Here is a 23,593-nt window from a genome sequence, read left to right as displayed (position 1 = left end):
TCCAACTTTCAGCCCACAGAAGGCTCTTGCAACACGATGGAAAGCAGTCTCTTCATCGGTTTGGGCGGCCTTGGCGTCCTTCTGGCGCTCATCGCCATCCGGGTCCCCATCGCCTATTCCATGATCGTCGTCGGTCTCGGCGGCGCGGCGATCCTTTCCGGCCCACAGATCGTGCTCTACCAGCTCAAGGATCTCGCCTACGCGCAGTTTTCCATCTACGACGTGTCGGTCGTGCCGATGTTTGTGCTGATGGGAAACTTCGCCTCGCGCATCGGGCTCTCGCGCGATCTCTTCAACGCCGCCAACGCCTGGCTTGGCCGCTTCCGAGGCGGCGTCGCGATGGCGGCGGTCGCGGCCTGCGCAGGCTTCGGCGCCGTTTGCGGCTCCTCGCTCGCCACCGCCTCCACCATGGGACAGGTCGCGCTGCCGGAACTGCGCCGGCTCAACTATTCGCCGTCGCTGGCCACCGGAACGCTTGCGGCCGGCGGAACGCTCGGCATCCTCATTCCACCTTCCGTGGTGCTGGTCATCTACGCCATCATCGTGGAGGCGAACATCGTCACCATGTTCATGGCATCGCTCGTCCCGGGCCTGCTGGCGATGGTGATGTTCATGATGACCATCTCGATCTATTGCTGGTTCCGTCCGCAGGCCGGTCCCGTCGGCGACCCGCTCACGGCGCAGCAGAGACGAAGCGCGACCATCGCCGTGGTACCGGTACTCGCCATTTTCGGGCTCGTGATCGGCGGCATCTATGCCGGCGCCTTCAATCCGACGCCCGCCGCCGCCGTCGGGGCGTTTCTGGTCGCGCTTTACGGTCTGGCGCGCGGGCGCATGAACGGGACGAACTTCGTCGCCGCCCTGCTCGACACGGCCAAGACCACTGGCATGATCTACCTGATCCTGCTGGGTGCGGAACTTCTGAAGATCTTTCTGGCGCGCGGCGGCGTCCCCCAGGCAGCGGCCGACGCCATGCTGGCGAGCGGTCTCGGCCCCTACACGATCCTGCTCATTCTGCTGCTGGCACTGATTATCCTCGGCTGTCTCATGGACAGCCTGTCGATGATCCTGCTGGCAATCCCGTTCTTCTGGCCCGTGCTGACCGGACTTGATTTCGGGATGGACGAGGAAACGCTGAAGATCTGGTTCGGCGTCATCGCGCTGGTTGTGGTGGAACTGGGACTGATCACGCCACCGGTGGGACTGAACGTCTTCATCATCAACGCGATCGCGCGCGACGTGCCGATGAGCCAGACGTTCAAGGGCGTGTTTCCGTTCTTCCTCACCGAACTCGTGCGCGTCGCGCTGCTGGTGAGCTTCCCCTCGATCATCCTGTTCCTGCCGCGACTGCTGAGCTGAGCCGGCAAGCAGCAACGCAAAAGAAAATAACAGGACGACACTTCGCGCGCTGTCGCCTGTTATTTCAAATATAGAAATATATACTTCAATTAATGTTTGACAAAAGCTCCTGCTTCTTTACTTTTTCAAGCAACAACAAGACTGTCGACGTGCATTCCGCGGCAGCCAAGAAAAGGAAGCGCCGGTCGGGAGAACCGGCGCCACGGGAGGAAATGTGGCGGTACAGCACAACAATTCGGTCGCGCGCGCCTTCGCGATCCTGGAGATGTTTTCGGAAAGCCGGCCGCATCTGACGGCGGGCGACGTCGCGCGCGAACTTTCACTCAACAACGTCACCGCCCACCGCTTCCTGCATTCGCTGGAGGCCGCCGGCGCGCTGGTGCCCGTCAGCCGCGGCACCTACCGTCTCGGCCATCTCTTCGTCGATCTCGCGCGCCGCGTGACGTCCCATCAGGCGTTGGCGGAGACCGCGCAGCCGGTGCTCGACTGGGTCGCCGAAACGCTCAACGAAAGCGCCATGGCCTCTGTCTTCGAGGGCGGCAGCGTGATCTGCCTCGCCACCACAAAGCCCAAACGCCACCTTTTCGTGGACCTTCGTCCGGGCATGCGGCTGGAAGCCCATTGCACCTCGCAGGGAAAGGTCTGGCTGGCAAGCCTTGACGACAAGGCGCTTTCCAGGGCGCTCGACCAGATGCCGCTTGTCGGGCTGACCGAGCGAACCATCACCGACCGCGCCCTTCTGGAACGCGAGATCGAGAGCGTGCGCGAACAGGGTTACGCCATCAACGACGGGGAACGCGAGGAAGGTCTCAGGACCATCGCCGTGCCGGTCGTGGGGCGCGACGGGCGCATGATCACGGGGCTCTCGGTCTACGGGCCGGCCTCACGCATCAACAACGAAGCGCTCGAACACGCGCATGCGGCCCTGACGGAGGCTGCCCGCAAGATCGTCGATGCGCTTTACGGCCGCAGCGCCTTGCAAGCCTGATCCGACCGGATAACGGGAGAACCGGAATGGAACGTAGCTTTGAAACCGAAATCGAACTTCTGCGGCTCGGTGCCGGCGAAACCTTTCGCGGCGAAGGCATCCTCGCCATCACCAAGGCGCTGCTACAATCGGGCGTCTCCTATGTCGGCGGCTACCAGGGCGCGCCGGTCTCCCATCTGCTCGACGTGCTGGTCTCGGCCCGCGATCTCATGGGCGAAATGGGCATCCATGTGGAATCCTGCGCGAACGAGGCCTCGGCCGCGGCCATGCTGGCGGCCTCGATCAACTATCCGGTGCGCGGCGCGGTGACGTGGAAATCCATCGTCGGCACCAACGTCGCCTCCGACGCCCTGTCCAATCTCGCCTCCACCGGCGTCACCGGCGGCGCGCTGATCGTCATCGGCGAGGATTTCGGCGAGGGCGCCAGCGTCATCCAGGAGCGCACCTACGCCTATGCGATGAAGTCCGCCATGCTGCTGGTCGACCCGCGCCCGAACCTTGGCGCCATGGTCGACATGGTGGAACACGCCTTCGCCCTGTCGGAGGCCTCCCACATGCCGGCGATGATGCAGCTCAGGATCCGCGCCTGCCACGTGCAGGGCGAATTCACCGCGCGCGACAACGTGAAACCCGCCCACGGCACCAACGCGAAGTTCCGCGAGCCGGCGGACTTCTTCTATCCCCGCCTCGCCCATCCGCCGGTCATCTATGCGCAGGAGGTCAACAAGGTTTCGGAACGCATTCCCGCCGCGCGGGCCTATATCCGCGAACACGGGCTCAACGACCGTATTGCAGGCGGCAAGCCCAGCCGCCTCGGCCTCGTCATCCAGGGCGGGCTCTACAACACCGTCATGCGCCAGCTTGGCGAGATGGGGCTCTCGGACGAGAACGGCACGCCCGACATCGATATCCTCTGCCTCAACGTGACCTATCCGCTGGTGCCCGAAGAGCTCATCGCGTTCGCCCGCGACAAGGACCGGGTACTCGTCGTGGAGGAAGGCAATCCCGCCTACATGGAGCAGCAGATGCTGCGCATGACCGTCGATGCGGGCCTTGCCACGCGCATCGACGGCAAGAACTATCTCCCGGAGGCCGGCGAATACACCGGCGAGGTTCTGGCGGCGGGGCTCGGCCGCTATTTTCTGGAAAACGGCGGCAATATCCTCGATCTCGATGCCATCCGGCGCCGGATGGAGCGGATGGAGAAGGTCCGGGCCGCGGCGGGCGCATTGCTGGAAGCGCCCCTGCCCCCGCGCCAGCCGACGTTTTGCACCGGCTGCCCGGAACGTCCGGTCTTCGGCGCCATCAAGCTGGCGGAGCGCACCGTCGGCAAGGTGCACGTCTCCGCCGATATCGGCTGTCATGCGTTCGGCACCTTCGCCCCCTTCAACCAGGGCAACTCGATCCTCGGCTACGGCCTGTCGCTCGCCTCGATGGCGGCGGTGACGCCGATGCAGGAACGCCGTTCGCTCGCCATCATGGGCGATGGCGGCTTCTGGCATAACGGCATGCAGACGGGGGTCGCCTCCAACCTCTACAACAAGGGCGACGGCGTCCTCATCATCATGAACAACGGCTACACCTCGGCCACCGGCCAGCAGGTGATCCCGTCCTCGAAGCACTCGGAAATCTTCGGCACCGGCGCCAAGATCGCCACGACGCTTGAGGCCATGGGCGTCAAATGGCTCAGGACCGTGCGCACCTATTCGGTGGAGACGATGGTGGCGACGCTGAAGGAGGCCTTCACCACCACGCAGAAGGGCCTGAAGGTCATCATCGCCGACGGCGAATGCATGCTGGCGCGCCAGCGTCGCGAGCGTTCGGAAAAGGCACAGGCGCTGAAGGAGGGCCGCCGGGTCGAGCAGGCCAAGTTCGGCGTCGATGCGGAGGTGTGCACCGGCGATCATTCCTGCATCCGGCTTTCCGGATGCCCGAGCCTCGGGGTCGCCGACAATCCCGATCCCTTGCGCAAGGATCCGATCGCGGAGGTGAAGCAGGATTGCGTCGCCTGCGGACTGTGCGGGGAGATGGCGCATGCCGCCGTGCTGTGCCCGTCCTTCTACCGTGCCGCGCGCATCCACAATGCGGGCTGGTTCGAACGCACGCTGCATCGCATCCGCACCCGCGTCATCGGCGCCATGGCGGGGGCGGCATAGATGGCGACCACACGGCTCCTGATCGCGGCGCTCGGCGGCGAAGGCGGCGGCGTTCTCACCAACTGGCTGGTCGCGGCGGCCGCAGCGCAAGGGCTGAAGGCGCAGGCGACCTCGGTGCCGGGTGTCGCCCAGCGCACCGGCGCCACGACCTACTATCTGGAAATCGCCGACGAAGCCGACAGCGCGACCCATCCGGTCTTTGCGCTGATGCCGGTCGCCGGCGATGTGGATGTCGTCGTGGCGAGCGAGCTTCTGGAGGCGGTCCGCATGGCCGAGCGCGGCTTCGTCGTGCCGGACCGCACCTTCCTCGTCTCCTCCACCCATCGCGTGCTGACCATGCACGAGCGCATCGCACGCGGCGACGGCGCACGCGATGCCGACAGCCTGATGCAGACGGCGGAGCGGGCAAGCCGCGACCGTTTCCTGACGGACTTCGCGGCAATCGCTCGGAAATCCGGCGCAGCGCTCAACTCCGTTCTTCTGGGCGCAATCGCCGGCCGCAAGCTCACCCCCATCCCGGCGGAGGCCTTGCGCGATGCGATCGAGGCCGGCGGCATCGCGGTTGCGCGAAATCTGACCGGCTTCGATGCGGGCTTCACGGCCGCCTCCTGCCTCGAGCGGTCGCCGGATGCTCCCGGAGAAACGCCCGCCGCCTCGAAAACGCCGGTTTCCACCGCGCTTGAGGAACGCGTGCGCGCGCTTCCCGGCGAGGCCCGCGAAATCGCCCGCATCGGGGTTGCCCGGCTTGTCGACTATCAGGGCCCGGCCTATGCCGCCTTATACCTCGACCGGCTGGCTCCCTTCGCCGACGAAGGGCCGCTCTGCCGCGAAGTCGCGCGCCATCTGGCGGTCCGCATGTCGTTTGAGGACATCATCCGCGTCGCCCAGCTGAAAACGCGCGCGAGCCGGCTGGAAAGCGTGCGCCGCGAGATCGGCATCAGCGAGGACGAACCTTTCGAGCTTGTCGATTTCTTCAAGCCCGGCATTCCCGAGCTGGCGGACATGCTGCCGCCGCGCCTCGGCCGCGCGCTGAATTCATGGGCGGAACGGAAGGGCATTCGCGAGACGGCCCATTTCGGCATGAAGGTGAAGACCAACACCATCCTCGGCTTCGGCCGGATCTGGCTGCTAGCGAAACTGAAGCCCTGGCGGCCCCGCTCGCTGCGCTTTGCCGAGGAACAGGCCGCGATCGATGCCTGGCTGAAACTCGTGGCGGAGGCCCGCGCCGTCTCCCCCGAATTCGCGCTCCAGACCGCCGACCTCGCCCGCCTCGTCAAGGGCTATGGTGATACCTACCGCCGGGGCCAGGAGACCTATGCGCGCGTGGTGGAGGACATGGTGCGTCCGGTCATCGCGCGCAAAGACACCGTGGAAGATCCGGCCGCGCAGCTGAAAGGTGCGATCGCGGGCATCCTCGCCGCGCCCGCCTGACCGGCCTACTTGGCGGCTTGCACCGGCGCACCGTAAAGTCTGCGGATACCGGCGATATCGCCCGGCTGTGGTCCCGCGATCTGCTCGGAATACTTGAAATGCATGATCTCACCGGGCCGCGCATAGTGGTCGAGGCCGATGGCGTGGCCGATCTCGTGGGTGAAGGTGAAGCGCAGGTCGTAGCCGTCGCGGCCGTCATGCGTGCCGATCTTCCAGGCGCGCTCGGGATTGAGGCAGATGGCCGATTTCTCGATTGCCACCACCGGGCCACGCCCCATCTCGGCCTGCACGTCCTCCTTTGCGGTTCCGACATTCATGCCGCGATCGCTTGCCGGGCGTGCGGCGTCCTGCCCGTCCTGCCGGTAGCGGACGTTTGCAAAGGCATAGCCGCGCGGCGTCCCTTGCGCGCCGATGACGATGTCGGCCCTCTCCGGATTGGCGATGCGCGAGAAGCTGACGCCGGCCACCGCATGCCACAGCCCGAACGCGGCTTCCGCCTGGCGCTCGATATCGGCCACCGCAAGACCGTTTCTCCGCGCGACATCGTCGAGCCGTTCGATCCGCTTGCAGTTGCGGGCTTCAACGTCGGAAAACGGCCCGGTGGCGAAGGCGTAGGTGATGTGCGCCGGCGCCCCGAGACGCGGCTCACCCCATTTGACGATCCGCCCGTCAAGCCGCAACAGCTTGTATTTCGGGCCGGCCATCGCCGTGGTCGCGCCGGCCCCGGTCAAGGCTGCGAAGAAAGCCAGGCCGGCCACGACGATCCGCACTGCCATGTTCAAGGTCACGATCCCCCTGATACCGAAACATGCGCTGCCCGGCTCGTTTCCCCCGACCGGGCGTCGTTCGCAAAAGGATAGGGATCGGCTTCATCGCCATGCAAGCGTTAGAACACCTAAGTGAGCCCCCGCAGCGAGATTCACTCATGGCGCCAATGTCTTGAATCAAAATACTGATTTATAAAGAGAAGCGTTTTGCGATTACCGCATGCGAGGCGGCCGGCGCGGCTTGCGGCACTGCACAATTCGCAGTCTTATGACATTTATGCAACGCTTGGCGCTACGTTTCTTTCGTACGGGAACTTTCTCTGCGCCGTCATCACCCGGCGAAGTCCGGGTGATCCAGCGTGCTCCGCATATGCTGCCGCCGGCGCTGGATTGCCCGGACGAAGCCGGGCAATGACGGGCGTGGGTTGAGTGGAATGAGCGGCGGTATCACCACTCCACGGAGATGTACTGTGTCTCCTGGAATTCCTTCAGGCCCTCGTGCGAGCCCTCGCGGCCGATGCCGGACTGCTTGACGCCGCCGAAGGGCGCCGCCGGATCGCTGACGAGGCCGCGGTTCAGACCCACCATGCCGTATTCGAGCCGTTCGGACAGCGCGAGCCCGCGCTTCATGTCCCCGGCGAAGAGATAGGCGACGAGGCCGTATTCGGTGTCGTTCGCCTTCGCGATCATCTCATCATCATCGGAAAACCGCTGGAGAGCCGCCACAGGCCCGAAGATCTCCTCCGAAACGCACTGGCTGTCTGGCGCCACATCGCCCAGCACCGTGGCAGGATAGAAATATCCCGGCCCTTCCGGAACCTTGCCGCCGCACAGAACCTTCGCCCCGCGCTTGACCGCATCGTCGACGAGTTCCGTGACCTTGTTGCGTGTGTCGGCGTTGACGAGCGAGCCGACCTCGACGCCGTCTTCCAGGCCGTTGCCCATCTTCATGGCGCCCATGCGCTTCGTCAGCTTTTCCGCGAATGCGTCATAGACCTTGTCGTGGACGAAGAAGCGGTTCGCCGCCGTGCAGGCCTCGCCGATATTGCGCATCTTGGCGAGGATCGCGCCTTCCACGGCCTTGTCGAGATCGGCATCGTCACAGACGATGAAGGGTGCGTTGCCGCCAAGCTCCATCGCCGGGTTGACGATGTTGTCGGCCGCGCTCTTCAACAGCGTGCGGCCGACCTCGGTCGATCCTGTGAAGGAGACGACGCGCACTCTTGCGTCGTGCAGCATCGCATCGACGATCTTGCCCGACGATTTCGACGGCACGACATTGACGACACCGGCCGGCACGCCGGCCTCCGCCAGCACCGGCATCAGCGCCAGCATGGTCAGCGGCGTGGCGGAGGCCGGCTTGATCACCACCGGGCAGCCGGCGGCCAGCGCCGGCCCGATCTTGCGCGTTCCCATGGCGGCGGGGAAATTCCACGGCGTGACCAGCACGCCGATACCGGCGGGCTTGTGCTGGACGAGAATGCGCGCGCCGGAGGCCGGCGACATCATCACCTCACCGCGGTTGCGTACCGCCTCTTCGGCGTACCAGCGAAAGAACTCCGCCGCATAGGCGACCTCGCCGCGTGCATCCGACAGCGGCTTGCCATTTTCCAGCGTGATGAGCCGGGCGAAACGCTCCTTGTCGGCGATGATCAGCTCCCACGCCTTGCGCAGGATTTCCGCCCGCTCGCGCGGAGAGCGGCCCGCCCAGTCGGCAAATGCCGCCTCTGCCGCATCGATGGCCTTGATGGCATCCTCCACGGTGCCGCTCGCAACCGATGCCAGCACCGTCTGGTCGGCGGGATTGAGCACGTCAAAGCGGTCTCCCCCGGTGCCCTCCACCCACTTGCCGCCGATATAGAGATCGTTCGGAGCGCTATTCGTGATCTGTTCGTTCATGGAGGTCACTCCCTGTGGTTCTGGTTGGCGTATTTCAGCCTTGCGGCCAAGATACGCGGTTGCTCCGCCAATGCGATGTCTTCCCGGTTGCGCAAAGGCAGGAAACGGCCCGCGGTTGTATCCGAGAGCTGCAAGCGGCTGCGTCCGGTGCCACGCTTTTCCGATTTGGCGTTGCCGATCCTGGAACCTCGCTTCGGGCGCGATTCCTCTAACGCCGACAACGTGCCTGGCGTTCCAACACGTCGGTAACTGCCAAGCCTGGCGAATATTGACGAGTCTGCATCATTTTGCTCTTTTGTTGTGAAATGATGCTTTTTCTACATTAACGGATATATTAGACATTTTTCGCACTCCTGCTACGATACCTTCCAAAGGGGAGGATAAATTTGCAGGATTTCTCAGGCGAATTCTTCGATGCGTTCAAGCTCGTCGCAGCGCTTGACCCCACTCTACTGGAAGTTGTCGGCCTTTCCCTGCGCGTGAGCCTGTGCGCGGTTGTGATCGCCGCCATGGTGGGGTTGCCGCTTGGAGCCTTTCTCGCCGTGGCCCGTTTTCCCGGACGCGGCGCTGCGGTCATCCTGCTCAATTCGCTGATGGGCCTGCCACCCGTCGTGGTCGGCCTTGCCGTCTACCTGATGCTTTCCAACGCCGGTCCCCTCGGCGTTCTGCAGCTTCTCTATACACCGGGCGCGATGATCATCGCCCAGGCGCTCCTGGTCACCCCGATCGTCGCGGCGCTCACACGGCAGACGGTGGAGGATATGCGCGGTGAATATGCCGAATATCTTGCCACCCTCGGCACCGGCCCCTTTGCCATGGTCGCCACGCTGCTGGTCGATGCACGCTACAGCCTGCTGACCGCGCTGCTGGCGGGTTTCGGCCGGGCAATCGCCGAGGTTGGCGCCGTCATCATAGTTGGCGGCAACATCAACCACGTCACCCGGGTGATGACCACGACCATCGCGCTCGAGACCTCCAAGGGCAACCTGGCGATGGCCATGGGCCTCGGCATGGTGCTGATCGCCATCGCCGTCTCCATCAACGCCGTGCTGATGAGCCTGCGCTCCGCGGCGACCAATGCCGCCTACGGTTGAGGCCGCCATGCTCGACCGCCCGCGCTCCCCGCAAGAACCGGCAAACGTTGTCGCCCCCAGACCGGTGCCCGCAGAGCGTGTGCCCGCCCACGCGCTCCCGTCAGATCCTGTGTTGCCCCTCTCCGCAAGGGGCCTTGTCTTTGCCCGCGCCGGGCGCCGGTTGATCGACGACATCGACTTCACGCTCGAAGGCGCGGGCATCACCCTCATCATGGGTCACAACGGCGCCGGCAAGAGCCTCCTGCTCCGACTGCTGGCGGGTCTTGTCGAACCGGATGCGGGAACCGTGACGTGGAACGGCCGGGCACCAGACAGGGCGCGCGCCACCCGGGTCGGGTTCGTCTTTCAAAAGCCGGTCCTGTTGCGTCGCTCGGCTCTTGGAAACGTGGTGCACGCCCTGAAATGTGCCGGCGTGAAGCGCGCGGAACGGAAACTGCGGGCGCACGAAGCACTTCAGCGCGCCCGTCTGGCACCGCTTGCCGGCGTACCGGCGCGGCTGATGTCGGGAGGCGAACAGCAGCGGCTGGCGCTCGCGCGTGCGCTGGCACTGCGTCCGCGCGTGCTGATGCTCGATGAACCGACTGCGAGCCTGGATCCGACCTCGGTCGCCCATATCGAAGCGCTGGCGCTGGAAGCGGTTCGCGCGGGCACGCGCATCCTGTTCGTCGGCCACGACCTCGCGCAGGCGCGGCGGCTCGCGGACGAGGTGGTGTTCATGCATTCGGGGCGTATCGCCGAGCGTACGCCGGCCGCGACCTTTTTCGACAATCCGCAGAGTCCCCTGGCGGCCCGTTTTCTCGCCGGCGACCTGTTGCTTGATGAAGATCGGAAATTGAAACGGGAGGAGGAAACTACCCCATGAAGCGACGTTATTTCCTGTCTGCACTCGGTGCCGCATTCGCCGTGATGGCTGCCCAATTTGCCGGCACGCTCCAGGGCCCGGCCGAGGCCGCTGACCAGTTCATCATCGTACAGTCGACGACCTCGACCCAGAATTCCGGCCTGCTTGATTACATCCTTCCGAAATTCACGGAAAAGAGCGGCATCGAGGTGCGCGTGGTTGCGGTGGGAACCGGACAGGCCATCAAGAATGCCGCCAACGGCGACGGCGATGTGCTGCTCGTTCACGCCAAACCGGCGGAGGAGAAATTCGTTGCCAATGGCGACGGGGTGAAGCGCTTCGACCTGATGTACAACGACTTCGTCATCGTCGGCCCAGAGAGCGACCCCGCCGGCATCGTCGGGTCCTCGGACGTGGTGAACGCCCTGAAGAAGATCGCCGCAGCAAAGGCGCCGTTCGCCTCGCGCGGGGATGATTCCGGCACCCACAAGAAGGAAAAGGCCCTCTGGAAGGAAGCCGGCATCGATCCGGCGGCGGCCAGCGGCGCGTGGTACCGCGAAACCGGCTCCGGCATGGGCGCGACGCTCAATGCGGCCGTGGGCATGGATGCCTATACACTTACCGACCGCGCGACATGGATCTCGTTCAAGAACAAGGCGAGCTTCGAGATCGCCGTTCAGGGCGACGACAAGCTCTTCAACCAGTATGGCGTCATCCTCGTGAACCCGAAGAAGCACGAAAACGTCAAGGCGGAGGCCGGGCAGGCCTTTATCGACTGGCTTTTGTCGGAGGAAGGTCAGGCTCTCATCGCCTCCTACAAGGTCGACGGTCAGCAGCTCTTCTTCCCCAACGCGGAAAAAATGTGAGGTTGCCGTCCGTCCAGGGGCGTCTCGCCGTATCACGAAGAGCCGCCCGGCGGATATCCGCCGGGCGGCTCTTTCTTTCTCCCCCTCAACGCATCCGCCATCCATCGCCGCGCGTCGGGCGACCCGGCGACGGCAGGGGGTCGTAGCCATGGGCACCGCGCGACAAGCCGATATCGCTCAGCATCCGATCGTCGAGCCTGTCCAGCGCCCGACGCCTCTGCCGCCGCCTCCAGGCACGCAGGACGGCAGCCCGAAGCTTGCGCATGACGATCATCGAAAATGGCGCGAAGCGACGCGAAGTGCGCTGCGCGGTCGTGTCGGTGGCGGTCATGTCCCCTCTCCTTCTTTTCCTGTGGAAAGCGCCGGTTTTCCCGGCCTCGAGGAGAGAGTGGCAGACCAATCCTGACAACAGGGCGTCAGCTTTGATCACCCATTGTTCTCTTGTTGATTTTTTCGCTATTGATGAGTGATGGAGTGAGCGACATGAACCCGATCGAACGCGCGCTTGGAATCCTCTTGATGCTGACCGGCGGCAAGCTGGTGAGTGCGATCGCGCTCGCCGAACGTTTCGAGGTCACGCCGCGCACGATTTACCGAGATATCGACCGGCTGCTGGCGCTCGGCATTCCGGTGGAGGCGGAACGCGGGGCGGAAGGCGGCTACAGGCTCGCCTCCGGTTTCATCCAGCCACCCGTGGCGCTGTCACGCAACGAGACGGCCGCCTTGCTGATCGCCCTGGCGCTGGTGCGGGGCCTGCGGGCAACCCCGCTGTCCAACGATCTGGAGACGGCCGAGCGCAAGCTCGTCGCGGCCCTTCCTCGTTCCGTTCATGACCTGCTTGCCAATGCAGAACGGATCATCGGCATAGAACCGATGCCCGGCGATATTTTCCACCACGGCACCACCAGCGCACCGGCAGACGACTGGCAGGCGGCGCTCGACCGGTTCATGGAAGGGCTGCTGCTTTCGCGCCGCGTGCGCTTTGATCATCACAATCCCGCCCGCGACGTCGCCCGAGCACATGAAGTGGAACCGCAAGGCATCCTGTTCGACCGCAATCACTGGTATCTCGCGGGCCGTTCCTTGGAGGCAGGTGCGTTGCGCCTGTACCGTGCGGACCGGGTCCGCAACGTCGAGGTTTCCGGCATGCGCTTCCGCCCGGATCCGGACTTCACCGTTCATGACCTCGTGGGCGGGCAATGGTTGTCGCAGGCCATGAGGCGCTGGGAGCGCGAGGACCAGCGGATGTCGCGCATCGCCGTCACTGCGGAGCAGGCGCGCAAGCTGCGGCAGGATTGGTACTATCGCCACGCCACCTTTACGCCCGCAGGGGATGGTCGGATCGTGATTTCCATTCCGAACACGGATCGCGACGTCATCTGCCCCCTGGTGCGCTGGCTGGGTCCCGGGGCCGAACTCCTGGCACCGGAAGATCTGCGCGGCGACCTTGCCCGCGAACTCGACACCATGCGCGAAAGCCACCGGCCCGCCTCGTCGCGCTGACGAGTGCGAAAAGCCTCCGACGGAAGACCGTTCCCATTGTGTGCGCAATCGAGATATTTGATGAAACAAATGGAACACTTTTTCGCGATTATGAACACAATCGTATTGACGCGACCGGGATACTGACGTCCGATACGACAGGACGGAAGTTTGATCGAACGCACACGGTGCGTCTTATTTTCAAATGCGCACGACGTTCACGAGGGGGGCGTCATGAGAGCTTTCATTCTGGCGATGCTGGTGATCGCCTCCGCTCTGGTACCGGACACAGCCTCGGCCGAAGACGTGCCGGGCCATAATCATCTGCATTTTGCAAGCGGCCACAATCCACCGCTTTCAAACGATGAGCACACCGGTTTCAACGACCGCATTTTGGCGGAAGCGTTTCGCCGGACGGGTATCGAGATCAGCCTGCGCAGGGTACCCACGGGGCGCGCCGGACCGCTGGTCAATGCGGGAACCGAAGACGGGTGCGGACCGAGAATCCCCGAATTTTCCGAATATTTTCCCAATCTCGTACCGATCAAGGAGCCTGCGATCACTTTTGAGTTCGTCGCCTTCACGCGTCGCGACGGTATCCGTTTCAACGGCTGGGAGTCCCTGAGCCGGTATACGGTCGGCCACCTCATGGGATCGGTGATCCTCGCCCGAAACTCGGATAAGCACGCCGCCGCAGTGACCCGGGTCAAGAGCGTCATCCAGCTCTTCGAGCTTCTCGACCGCGGCCGAATCGACATTGCCATCATCGAACGCTGGACGGGGCTCGATGCGATCAAGAGGTTGGGATTGAAGAATGTCCGGATGCTCCATCCCGCTCTTGCACGACGACCGATGTTCTTCTTTCTCAACCGCAAGCATGCGGCCCTGGTGCCACGAGTGGAGGCAGCGATGCGCGAGATGAAGGCGGATGGCACTTACGACCGCACCATGGTTCAGGTGCTCAATCCGCTGCTCGTCGGCTTCTGACACGCCCGCCTTTCCCAAGGTAATTCGAGAAAATCCAGCATTTCGAAACTCCCGCCGTCCGGCCCCACCGGGCGGCGCTCTCCTTTCCCGCTCTCGAAATGTCTCTACGGAAGGAAGCGCGCGAAAAGCAAGAAGCGGCGTTCGCGGGACACCTCCAATGTTCATGATCAAGACGATAGCGCGGATGGGGATTTATGGTCATGGCGCCTTGCTCTTGCCGCCAATCCGTGGCTGATACTCATGTCCCTGAAGCGATGTTCGGTTGGACGAGATTACCTGGGCGACATGAAACCGCCGCGGGCTCAATGATTTGAGCTTGTTCAAGGTGATTGGATCGATTCAATCCAATCGGTTTGTGCTCGAAATTCTGAGCAAATGCGAAAGCCAGCGAAGCGGCAGCATCCTTTGCCTCTTGCGCCGGTTTTGTCCGTAAGAACCAGAGATACCCGCAAGCAGAGATGGAACGGATTTTGCAACGCTGCCCCAGCCCTTCGACCGGTCCGAACCGGCTCAGCAAATACCAAGACGCGGATGGCCATGTCCTTGCCTGACAGATCTTGCGACATCTCCGTCGTCGGTTATGCCGTCCGCCTGCCGGCATCGCCCTCGGTTTCGACTTACTGGTCTTTGCTTGATGAAGGCCGTTGCGCAATAACGCAGGTTTCGCCCGAGCGCTGGCCGCTATCTCGGTTCGGACACCCCCGTCCCGGTGCGCCGGGACGCTCGATCACCTGGGCGGCCGGCCAGATAGACGATCCGTGGGCGTTCGATCCCGGCTTCTTCGGCATTTCCCCGCGCGAAGCGGTACAGATCGATCCGCAGCAGCGGCTTCTGCTACAAGTGACCTGGGAGGCGCTCGAACACGGGTCCCTGCGTCCCAGCGATCTCGCGGGAACGAGAACCGGCGTCTTCGTCGGCGCCTCGGCGCTCGATTACAGTCACCGCTTCCTGCTCGATCCGGCGGCCGCCGACGTGCAGTTCATGACCGGCAACACGCTGTCGATCATCTCCAACCGCATTTCCTACATCTACGATCTGCGCGGACCGAGCTTCACCGTCGATACCGCCTGCTCCTCCTCCCTCGTCGCGTTACACGAGGCGGCGGAGGCGTTGAGGGCCGGCCATATCGACACCGCCGTCGTGGCGGGCGTCAACCTGCTGCTCAGCCCCTTCGCCTTCATCGGCTTCTCGCGCGCCTCCATGCTGTCGCCGCAAGGCCTTTGCCGGGCTTTCGACGCGGCGGGAGACGGCTATGTGCGCTCCGAAGGCGCCGCCGTCATCGTCCTGCGCACGGCGTCCGCGGCAAGGCGGGCGGGTAACCGGGAATATGCGCGCCTCGTCGGCTCGGGCGTCAATTCCGACGGACGGACCGTCGGGATGTCTCTTCCTTCGTCCCAGTCGCAAGCCGCGCTTCTCGAAGACATCTATCGCGACTTCGAACTCGACGCGAACGACCTCGCCTTCATCGAGGCCCATGGCACCGGCACTCGCGTCGGCGATCCGGCGGAGGCCTTCGCGCTTGGCGAGAAGCTGGGCAAGCGCCGCACCGCGCCGCTTCCCATCGGCTCGGTTAAGACCAATATCGGCCATCTGGAGCCGGCCTCCGGACTTGCCGGCGTGATCAAGTCCATCCTGGCGCTCGAGCATGACCGCCTTCCCCGCTCCCTGCATTTCGAGACGCCGAACCCGGACATCCCCTTCGGTGAACTGAACATCGCGGTCGCGGACCGGGCCGTCCAGCTTGAAAGGTCCGCAAGGCCCAGGCTTGCCGGCATCAATTCCTTCGGCTTCGGCGGCACCAACGCCCATGCCGTCATCGCGGATGCACCGCCTGCCGCGAAGCCTGTCGAGGAAAGCGCGGGCGACGGCCCGCTTATTCTTTCCGCCCGTTCCGAAGCTGCGTTGCGGGCGCTGGCGGGACGTTACGCCGACCATCTGGAGAGACTGGACGCGCACGAGCGCCTCCCGATCGCCGCAGCGGCCGCTTATGGCCGCGATGCGCTGGAACATCGCGCCGTTGTGCTGGACGAAGATCCCGAGGCCCGCATTGCGGCACTTCGCTCGTTTGCCGGCGACAAGTCGACGGACGCGGGCGGCTCCGCTCTCGTCACGGGATCAGGGACGGCAGGTCACGCCCCCATCGTCTTCGCCTATACCGGCAACGGCTCGCAATGGGCGGGAATGGGCACCGCCGCCTATCGCGGCAACGCCGTCTTCCGCAACACCTTCGACAGGCTTGATCGCATATTCATGAGCCTTTCTGGCTGGTCGCTCGTCTCGATGCTCTATTCCGCAGATCTGGAAAGCGAGATCGAGCGCACCGAGATCGCCCAGCCCCTGTTGCTGGCGGTGCAGGTCGCATTGACGGAGGCGCTCGCGGCGAAAGGGGTCGTTCCCGATGCGGTGCTTGGCCATTCGGTCGGCGAAGTGGCCGCCGCCTGGGCCGCGGGCATGATCGATCTCGACACGGCCGTGCGTGTCATCCATGCCCGCTCCACACATCAGGAGATGATCCGTCACCTGGGCGGCATGGCGGCGTTGCTGCTTGCCGACGGAGACGCGCGCGCGGCGATTGCCGAAGCCGGCTTTCCCGGCATCGAGATCGCGGCGATCAACAGCCCCCGCTCGGTGACGATCTCCGGCCCGTCGGAAAGCCTCGACGCCTTCGGCAAATTCGCGCGCAAGAAGCGGCTCGCGATGCGCCGGCTGGCGCTCGACTACCCCTTCCACTGCCATCTGGTCGAGCCGATCCACGCGCCGCTTCTGGAAAGCCTCGGGGATCTGCGCTCAGGCGAACCGAAATGCCGCTTCGTCTCCACGGTCTATCCCGATAGGGACGAACTCGCGCTCGATGCAGGCTACTGGTGGGACAATGTCCGCGAACCGGTGCGCTTTTCCGATGCGCTCGGCCGGTTGATCGAAGAAGGCTACAGGGTTGTCCTGGAAGTGGGGCCAATGCCGCTTCTCGGCGCCTATGCGCGTGACGTGCTGCGCGAGGCGGGACAGACAGCGACGGTCCTGCCGAGCCTGGACAAGCCGAAAAAGGGCGGAAAGGCTGCGCCGCGCCGCGACGATACGGCGGCTGAGATCGGGCCGATACCGACACCGCCGGCTGACCCGATCGCGCCGGTCGTGGCGAGCGTCGTCGCCCATGGCGGCAAGATCGACCTTGAGCGCTTTGTCGGCCCGGCACTGGCACAACCGCTGCAGCTCCCGCTCTATCCCTGGCAGAACAAGCCGTTCCAGCCGGAAGCGACGGAAGAGAACATTCACTCCTTCTCGGGGCGGCAGTGGCCGTTGCTGGGCTTCCGGCTTCGCCCGGAACTGAGCGAGTGGTTCTCCATTCTCGACGCCGAGGTGCAGCCCTTCCTTGCCGATCACAAGGTTGAGGAGGCGGTCGTCTTCCCCGCCGCCGGCTTCGCGGAGATGGCCTTGCGCGCCGCGCAGGTCTGGTATCAGAGCGACACGGTCGAGCTTCGTGACTTCGACATCCTGCGCCCGCTGGTCTTCGAGGAAGGGCGCAGTCAGGAAGTTCGTGCGCGAATCTCGCCCGACGACCGGGTGATCGAGATCGAAAGCCGTCCCAGGCTTGAGGACGTTGAATGGTCCCTGCACGTGCGGGGAACCGTGACGCGCGTGTCCAGGACCGGCGGAACTCCCAAAACGCAAGCAACCCCGGCCACAAGCCTGCTCGGCGCCGAGGCGCTCTATGATCTGACCCGCCGCTACGGCCTCGACTACGGCCCGGCCTTCCGGCGCGCCACATCCGTCGAAATCGCGGACGAGCGTCACGCCACCGTCCATCTTGTGCCCGATACGTGCGCGGAGATTGATTTCTCGCTCGATCCGACGCTGCTGGACGCCGGGTTCCACGGCCTTTTCGCATTGCTGCGCGAAAGCGGCCGGACCGCCGGCAATGTCAGCTTCCTGCCCGTGCGTATCGGCCGGCTGCGGCTGAACGAGGCCGGTACGCCGGTCGCGGCGCGTATCGAGGTAACGAAAGCCTCGCCGCGCTCCATCGAGGCGACGTTCGAATATCTCGATGCAGAAGGTTCTCTCGTCGCGCGGCTGGCGGGCACGCGGTTCAAGGCGGTCACGCTCGGGCGCGCCGACAAACCAGATGACCTCGTCTATCGTACGCAAGCGGTTGCGTTGCCGCTCAAGGGTGCGGCCTCGGCGGCCCTTGCCGCCGCACCTGAGCTCTCCGCCATTCCCGATCCGGAAACGGTTGCACAGAGGAGCGAGCCGGAAGAGGCGCTGCTGCTCGTCGAAGCGCTCGCGCGCGCCATTGCGCTGGACACCCTGCGCGCGATTGCCGACGCCAGGGGCACGATCTCGCAGGAAGATCTCGCGGCGCCCGGGGGTGTTGACGAGAGTGCCATGCCGCTTATCATCCGCCTGTTGCAGGAACTGGTGGACGCCGGTCTGGCAACGGAGACGAAGAACGAGGAGACGCCGCGCGGCTGGTGCCTTGCGAGCCCCGACGATCAGCCGGGCGTGGCCGATCTCCTGCGTACCGTCGCACTGGAGGCACCGGAGCGCATCGCCGAACTCGCGCTGCTTGCCCGACTTCATGGAGATCTCGCCGGTCACCTGCGCGACGGACTTCCCGCATCGGCGGAACACGCCCTCGCGGCGCAGTTGCTCGAGCACTTCCTTACCGCCTCGCCTGGCTATGCGCCGCTCGCCGATGCGCTTGTCGCCTCCACCGGGCGCCTTGCCGCGTGCTGGCCGGCGCGCGAGCCCATGCGCGTGCTGCTCGTCGGCGCCCTCGACGTGGCGCTCGCCGGCCGTCTGGTGTCCTGTCTGGATCCGTCTCTCGCCACGCTCACCGTAACGGACGCCGATGAGGGTCATCTGTCGCGCGCGGCGCGGCGCTGGGCGGGACCAGGCCATGTCTCGCACCAACCGCTTGCGGAAATCCTGGAGGACACGGACGAGGCACGGCACTTCGACGTGGTTCTCGGCACACGCCTCCTGACCGACCTGCCAAAGACCGAGTTTTCCGAGCTGACCGCCCGACTTGCCCCCGGTGCCGTGCTGATCGCCGCCGAACCGGCGCCCTCCCCGGTGCTCGACATGATCTTTGGCATAGGTGCCGACTGGTGGTCCGAGACCGTGACACCCGACTTCCCCGTCTCCCGCCTGCGTACGCCCGGCGAATGGCGCGAGGCGCTTGAAGCGGCCGGCTTCGCCGAAGTCGAAGGCATGGCCCTTGAGGCCGGCGACACCGACGCGCATCTCATAATCGCACGGACCCGGCACGACGCCCTTCGCCCGAATACAGTTCCCGTCGCGGATGCCGAGGACGATAATCGGCGCACTATCATCCTCCACGACGGCGAGGGCCTGTCCCTCGATGTCGCCAGCGCGCTTGCCGATACGCTGGAGCGCAACGGCCATGTCGCCGCGCTCGTCGCGTGGGATGCGACATGCCCTCAGGATCTGGCCGACGAGGCCGCCACGCAGATCGTGCATCTGGCAGGCGCCTTTTCGCGCGGTGGCGATGACAACGAACGCGCGTGCGCGCGCATGGAGGCGATTGTCGATCTCCTCAAGGCGCTGAACGGACAGGAGGCCGCTTTCTGGCTCGTCGCGCCCGATGCCATGCAGACGATTGCCGGAAGCCGCCAGCACGATCCGGTGCAGGGAGCGATCTGGACTTTCGGCCGGGTCGCGATCAACGAATTTCCCGATCTCACCCTCAGGCTGGTCGATATCTCCGCCGTGCTGGCGCCGGGCGAATTCGCCCTCAGGCTCGCCGACGAGATCGTGAACCCTTCCCCTGAACGCGAGATCGTGCGCGACATGGACCACCGCGCAGGCCTGCGCCTTGTCCGTGGCGGGCTTCCGGATGACAATCGCGACATCGCGACAGGCGCAGATCTCGCCGCCCGCCTCGACATTCCCCATCAGGGCGCGCTTGACGAACTCGTCTGGCAGACGGTCGAGCGCAAGACGCCCGAAGGAGACGAAGTCGAGATCGAGGTACAGGCCAGCGGCCTCAATTTCCGCGATGTGATGTGGGCCTTGGGCCTCTTGCCCGAGGAAGCGCTGGAAGACGGGTTCGCCGGCCCCACGCTCGGCATGGAATGCGCCGGCGAGGTCACCCGCGTCGGGCCCGGCGTGACCCGCTTTGCGCCGGGCGACCGCGTCATCACCTTCGCACCGGCCTGTTTCGCAAGCCACGTCACGGTGGGTGAAGCCGCACTCGCGCCGATGCCGCAGACGGTCACCTTCGAGGAAGCGGCCACCATCCCCGTCACCTTCCTCACCGCCTATTACGCGCTGATCGAGCTCGCGCGGCTTGGCGAAGGCGAGACGGTGCTGATCCACGGCGGGGCCGGCGGCGTCGGACTTGCGGCGCTTCAGCTTGCCAAATGGCGGGGGGCGACCGTCATCGCGACGGCAGGCTCCCCGGAAAAGCGCAATTTCCTGACGCTGCTCGGTGCCGACTACGTCTTTGATTCCCGCTCGCTCGATTTCGCCGAGGAGGTCATGGAGATCACCGGCGAAGAAGGCGTCGATGTTGTCCTGAATTCGCTCTTCGGCGAGGCGATGGAGCGCTCCATCGGCGTGCTCAAACCGTTCGGCCGGTTCCTGGAACTCGGCAAGCGGGACTACTACGGCAATACCCGCGTCGGACTGCGCCCGTTCCGCCAGAACCTCTCCTATTTCGGCATCGACGCGGACCAGTTGCTGACGCGTCAGCCTGAACTGGCCCGCCGGCTGTTCGGCGAACTCGTCGCCCTTTTCGACGAGGGCGTTCTCGCGCCCCTGCCGTACCGGCTGTTCGAGGCCGGGTCGGTGGTGGAAGCCTTCCGCGTCATGCAGCAGTCCGGTCATATCGGCAAGATCGTGCTCGGTCCCCCGGCCGCGCCCGAACCGCGCCCGACGCCGACCCCGGTCGACTTCTCCGGCGCGCGGACGCAGGTCATCGTCGGTGGATTTGGCGGTTTCGGCACGCAGTTGCTGAACTGGCTTGCCGACCACGGTGCCCGACACCTCGCGGTCATCGGCCGCTCCGGCGGTACGCGCGAGGAGGCCCGCGAGGCCATCGCGCGGCTTGAGGCGCGTGGCGTCACCGTTCGCGCAATTGCCTGCGATGCCACGGACCGTGACGCCCTGGCCAGCGCTCTCGACGATATCCGGTCCGCGATGCCGCCCATATCCGGCGTCTTCCACACGGCGATGGTGCTCCACGACACGCTGATCGCCAATCTCGATCATGACGGGATCGCCCGCGTTCTCGCGCCCAAGATCGCGGCGGCGGACCATCTGGACGCCCTGACGGGGGATGATCCGGTCACGGCCTTCGTGCTCTTCTCCTCCGCCACCACGCTCGTCGGCAATCCGGGGCAGGCCAACTATGTCGCTGCCAACGGCTACCTCGAAGCATTGGCGCGCCGGCGCAGGATGCAGGGCAAGGCCGCACTCGCTGTCGCGTGGGGCGCGATCTCCGATGCCGGGTATCTCGCCCGCAACACCGATGTGAACGACCTGCTTGCCCGCAAGCTCGGCAAGCATGCGCTGAGCGCGGCCGAAGCCCTTGCGGGACTGGAACGGCTGCTGGCACTGCCGGACGACCATCAACGCGATCCCGATCTTGCGGCCATCGCCTATGCGCGCATCGACTGGGCGCAGGCACGGCGGGATCTGGCGCTTCTTTCCACACCGCTCGTTGCCCGACTCGGGATCGGATCGGGTGGCGAGGGCATGGAGGAAGGCGAGATCGACCTTGCAGCCATGCTGGAAGGGCTCGATGCCGCCGCCGCCGTGCAGACGGTAGCCCGGCTTCTTTCCGGCGAGATAGGCCGCATCCTGCGCATCGCGCCGGAGGAGATCGTCGCTCACAAGCCGCTTTCCGACATCGGCATGGATTCGCTGATGGCGCTGGAACTGCGCATGGCGGCCGAACGCCAGCTCGGTGTCGACATTCCGTTGATGTCGCTTGCCAACGGCGCGAGCCTCAACGACCTGTCGATGCGGATCGTGCGGCGGGTGCGCGGCGAGGAAACAACGACACTTTCGGGCGACGCGCAATCGCTTGCGACCCATCATCTGGGCACAGACGACGAAACGGCGGATGGTCGCGATCTCGAAGGTCTCGCCGCGCAGGTGGAGGAATCGAGCCGCAATGTGGGCAAGCTTCTGAATTAGATATGAGAAATGGCGCCTGGGCGACTTCGCCCGGCGCGGCGGGGGCCGGGAGGCCCCGCCCTTCTTGCAAGGACGGTATTCATGAGCGGAAGACGCGGTATCGGCGGTCTTTCAGGCGGCGATCGTGACAAGCTGATGCAATCGCTGCGCGCCGGTCGCAAGAGCGCTCAGGACACGCGTACGGCCGCGCCGAAACGGCCGGAAGCCGCTCCGGCCTTCGATTTCGCCACCCTGCCGGAAGTCAAGCAGCTGAAGATGCAGCGGGCGGCGGCCGACATGATCGGCGTCGCGAACCCCTTCTTCCGCGCCCATGACGCCACCGCCGGCGCGTGCACGGAAATCGACGGGCGCAGCTTCGACAATTTCGCGTCCTACAACTATCTGGGTCTCAGCGGGCACCGGGAGGTGATCGCGGCGGCCAATGCCGCGACGCAGCGCTATGGGACGTCCGTCTCCGCCAGCCGCGTGGTCGCGGGCGAGCGGCCGATCCACCGAGAGCTGGAAGCAGCGCTGGCGCGCCTGCACGGGGTGGAGGACGCGATGACCTACGTTTCCGGTCACGCCACCAACGTCTCCACCATCGGCCATCTCCTCGGGCCGGACGACCTGATCCTGACCGACGTGCTGATCCACAATTCCATTGCCGAGGGCGCGCGGCTCGCCGGCGCCAAGCGGCTCAACTTCCCGCATGGTGACCTCGATGCGCTGGAGCGCCAGCTCGCTTCCAACCGCCATATGCACACCCACGTGCTGATCGCGGTGGAAGGCCTCTATTCGATGGACGGCGACTTCCCCGACCTGAAGCGGCTGGTCGCGCTCAAGAACCGCTACAATGCCTGGCTGCTGGTCGACGAGGCGCACTCGCTTGGCGTGCTCGGCGCCCATGGCCACGGTATCGCGGAAGAATTCGGCATAGATCCGAAGTCGGTCGAGATCTGGATGGGCACGCTGTCGAAGACGCTCGCCTCCTGTGGCGGCTACATCGCCGGCTCCAGCGCCTTGTGCGACTACCTGAAAGCCACGGCGCCAGGCTTTGTCTATTCCGTCGGCATGGCGCCTCCGCTTGCCGCAGCCGCGCTTGCCTCCGCCGGCATACTGGAGCGCGAACCCGACCGGGTCGCCCGCCTCAAGTCCAACGGCCATCATTTCCTGAAAGCCGCCGCCGAGGCCGGGCTCGATACCGGCCCCTCCGCCGGCTATTCGGTCATCCCCGTCATCGTCGGCGACAGCATCCAGGCGGCGATGCTCGCCAATGCGCTTCTGGAAGACGGCATCAACGCGCTGCCGATCATCTTCCCCGCCGTCGCCGAGAATGCCGCGCGGCTTCGCTTCTTCATCACCTGCGATCACACCGCAGAGCAGATCGAGCGCGCCGTCGCCTGCACCGCGCACCGGCTCGCGCAGATCCGGGCCGGCGGTTCGGGGCTGAAGGCCCTGATGGATCGCGCACGCTGAGGCGGAATGGGGCCTCCGGAAAATGTTGCCCGGAGCAAGCGCCCATCCATCGAGACGACCCCACCTTCTTGAGAAATCGATTCAACTGCCCCGATGCGCCGTTTTAGC

At 65.0% G+C, this 23,593-nt stretch carries 14 protein-coding genes; 11 read left to right on the top strand and 3 right to left on the bottom strand.

The window, feature by feature from the left end:
• The first annotated feature begins 36 nt into the window (after positions 1-36).
• From C8N35_RS11275 to C8N35_RS11260, 4 genes are all read left to right on the top strand, one after another.
• Positions 37-1,359 (top strand): TRAP transporter large permease, encoded by a 1,323-nt coding sequence (locus C8N35_RS11275; RefSeq protein WP_107989793.1) that lies wholly within the window; start codon positions 37-39, stop codon positions 1,357-1,359.
• A 214-nt stretch (positions 1,360-1,573) separates the two neighbouring features.
• Positions 1,574-2,347, top strand: a complete 774-nt coding sequence (locus C8N35_RS11270) for an IclR family transcriptional regulator (RefSeq protein WP_107989792.1) — start codon at positions 1,574-1,576, stop codon at positions 2,345-2,347.
• 26 nt (positions 2,348-2,373) lie between these two features.
• The gene (locus tag C8N35_RS11265; protein WP_107989791.1) at positions 2,374-4,503 is read left to right on the top strand and encodes a ferredoxin family protein; all 2,130 of its coding nucleotides are present in this window, start codon (positions 2,374-2,376) and stop codon (positions 4,501-4,503) included.
• Positions 4,504-5,934 carry an indolepyruvate oxidoreductase subunit beta family protein gene (locus C8N35_RS11260; RefSeq protein WP_107989790.1) on the top strand — a complete coding sequence of 477 codons (1,431 nt, stop codon included), beginning with the start codon at positions 4,504-4,506 and terminating at the stop codon, positions 5,932-5,934.
• 5 nt (positions 5,935-5,939) lie between these two features.
• Here the strand turns inward: C8N35_RS11260 and C8N35_RS11255 are convergent, their stop codons facing one another.
• Both C8N35_RS11255 and C8N35_RS11250 read right to left on the bottom strand, forming a co-directional pair.
• Positions 5,940-6,710 carry a matrixin family metalloprotease gene (locus tag C8N35_RS11255; RefSeq protein ID WP_107989789.1) on the bottom strand — a complete coding sequence of 257 codons (771 nt, stop codon included), beginning with the start codon at positions 6,708-6,710 and terminating at the stop codon, positions 5,940-5,942.
• 438 nt (positions 6,711-7,148) lie between these two features.
• The gene (locus C8N35_RS11250) at positions 7,149-8,600 is read right to left on the bottom strand and encodes an NAD-dependent succinate-semialdehyde dehydrogenase (RefSeq protein WP_107989788.1); all 1,452 of its coding nucleotides are present in this window, start codon (positions 8,598-8,600) and stop codon (positions 7,149-7,151) included.
• A 386-nt stretch (positions 8,601-8,986) separates the two neighbouring features.
• Here C8N35_RS11250 and C8N35_RS11245 point away from each other — a divergent pair, with 386 nt between their 5' ends.
• From C8N35_RS11245 to C8N35_RS11235, 3 genes are all read left to right on the top strand, one after another.
• Positions 8,987-9,694: an ABC transporter permease gene (locus C8N35_RS11245; protein WP_107989787.1), complete on the top strand. Its 708-nt coding sequence runs from the start codon at positions 8,987-8,989 to the stop codon at positions 9,692-9,694.
• Between the two features lie 109 nt (positions 9,695-9,803).
• On the top strand, positions 9,804-10,556 hold the full coding sequence (locus C8N35_RS11240) for an ATP-binding cassette domain-containing protein (RefSeq protein ID WP_245926768.1): 753 nt from the start codon (positions 9,804-9,806) through the stop codon (positions 10,554-10,556).
• Positions 10,553-11,401, top strand: coding sequence for an ABC transporter substrate-binding protein (locus tag C8N35_RS11235; protein WP_107989785.1), 849 nt, complete (start codon positions 10,553-10,555; stop codon positions 11,399-11,401). The genes C8N35_RS11240 and C8N35_RS11235 overlap by 4 nt, the downstream gene beginning before the upstream one ends.
• Positions 11,402-11,486: 85 nt before the next feature.
• Here the strand turns inward: C8N35_RS11235 and C8N35_RS11230 are convergent, their stop codons facing one another.
• Positions 11,487-11,732, bottom strand: coding sequence for a YjiS-like domain-containing protein (locus C8N35_RS11230; RefSeq protein ID WP_107989784.1), 246 nt, complete (start codon positions 11,730-11,732; stop codon positions 11,487-11,489).
• 152 nt (positions 11,733-11,884) lie between these two features.
• On the opposite strand from C8N35_RS11230, the gene C8N35_RS11225 reads away from it, so the two are divergent.
• From C8N35_RS11225 to C8N35_RS11210, 4 genes are all read left to right on the top strand, one after another.
• Positions 11,885-12,904 carry a helix-turn-helix transcriptional regulator gene (locus C8N35_RS11225; RefSeq protein ID WP_107989783.1) on the top strand — a complete coding sequence of 340 codons (1,020 nt, stop codon included), beginning with the start codon at positions 11,885-11,887 and terminating at the stop codon, positions 12,902-12,904.
• A gap of 213 nt (positions 12,905-13,117) precedes the next feature.
• Positions 13,118-13,870: a substrate-binding periplasmic protein gene (locus C8N35_RS11220; RefSeq protein ID WP_107989782.1), complete on the top strand. Its 753-nt coding sequence runs from the start codon at positions 13,118-13,120 to the stop codon at positions 13,868-13,870.
• Positions 13,871-14,413: 543 nt separating this feature from the next.
• Positions 14,414-22,030: a type I polyketide synthase gene (locus tag C8N35_RS11215; RefSeq protein WP_210203490.1), complete on the top strand. Its 7,617-nt coding sequence runs from the start codon at positions 14,414-14,416 to the stop codon at positions 22,028-22,030.
• Positions 22,031-22,111: 81 nt separating this feature from the next.
• The gene (locus C8N35_RS11210; protein WP_107989781.1) at positions 22,112-23,485 is read left to right on the top strand and encodes an aminotransferase class I/II-fold pyridoxal phosphate-dependent enzyme; all 1,374 of its coding nucleotides are present in this window, start codon (positions 22,112-22,114) and stop codon (positions 23,483-23,485) included.
• Positions 23,486-23,593 lie beyond the last annotated feature (108 nt).

This window comes from Breoghania corrubedonensis (assembly GCF_003053845.1).
Lineage (GTDB): Bacteria > Pseudomonadota > Alphaproteobacteria > Rhizobiales > Stappiaceae > Breoghania > Breoghania corrubedonensis.
This window is presented reverse-complemented; position numbering and strand designations above follow the sequence as displayed.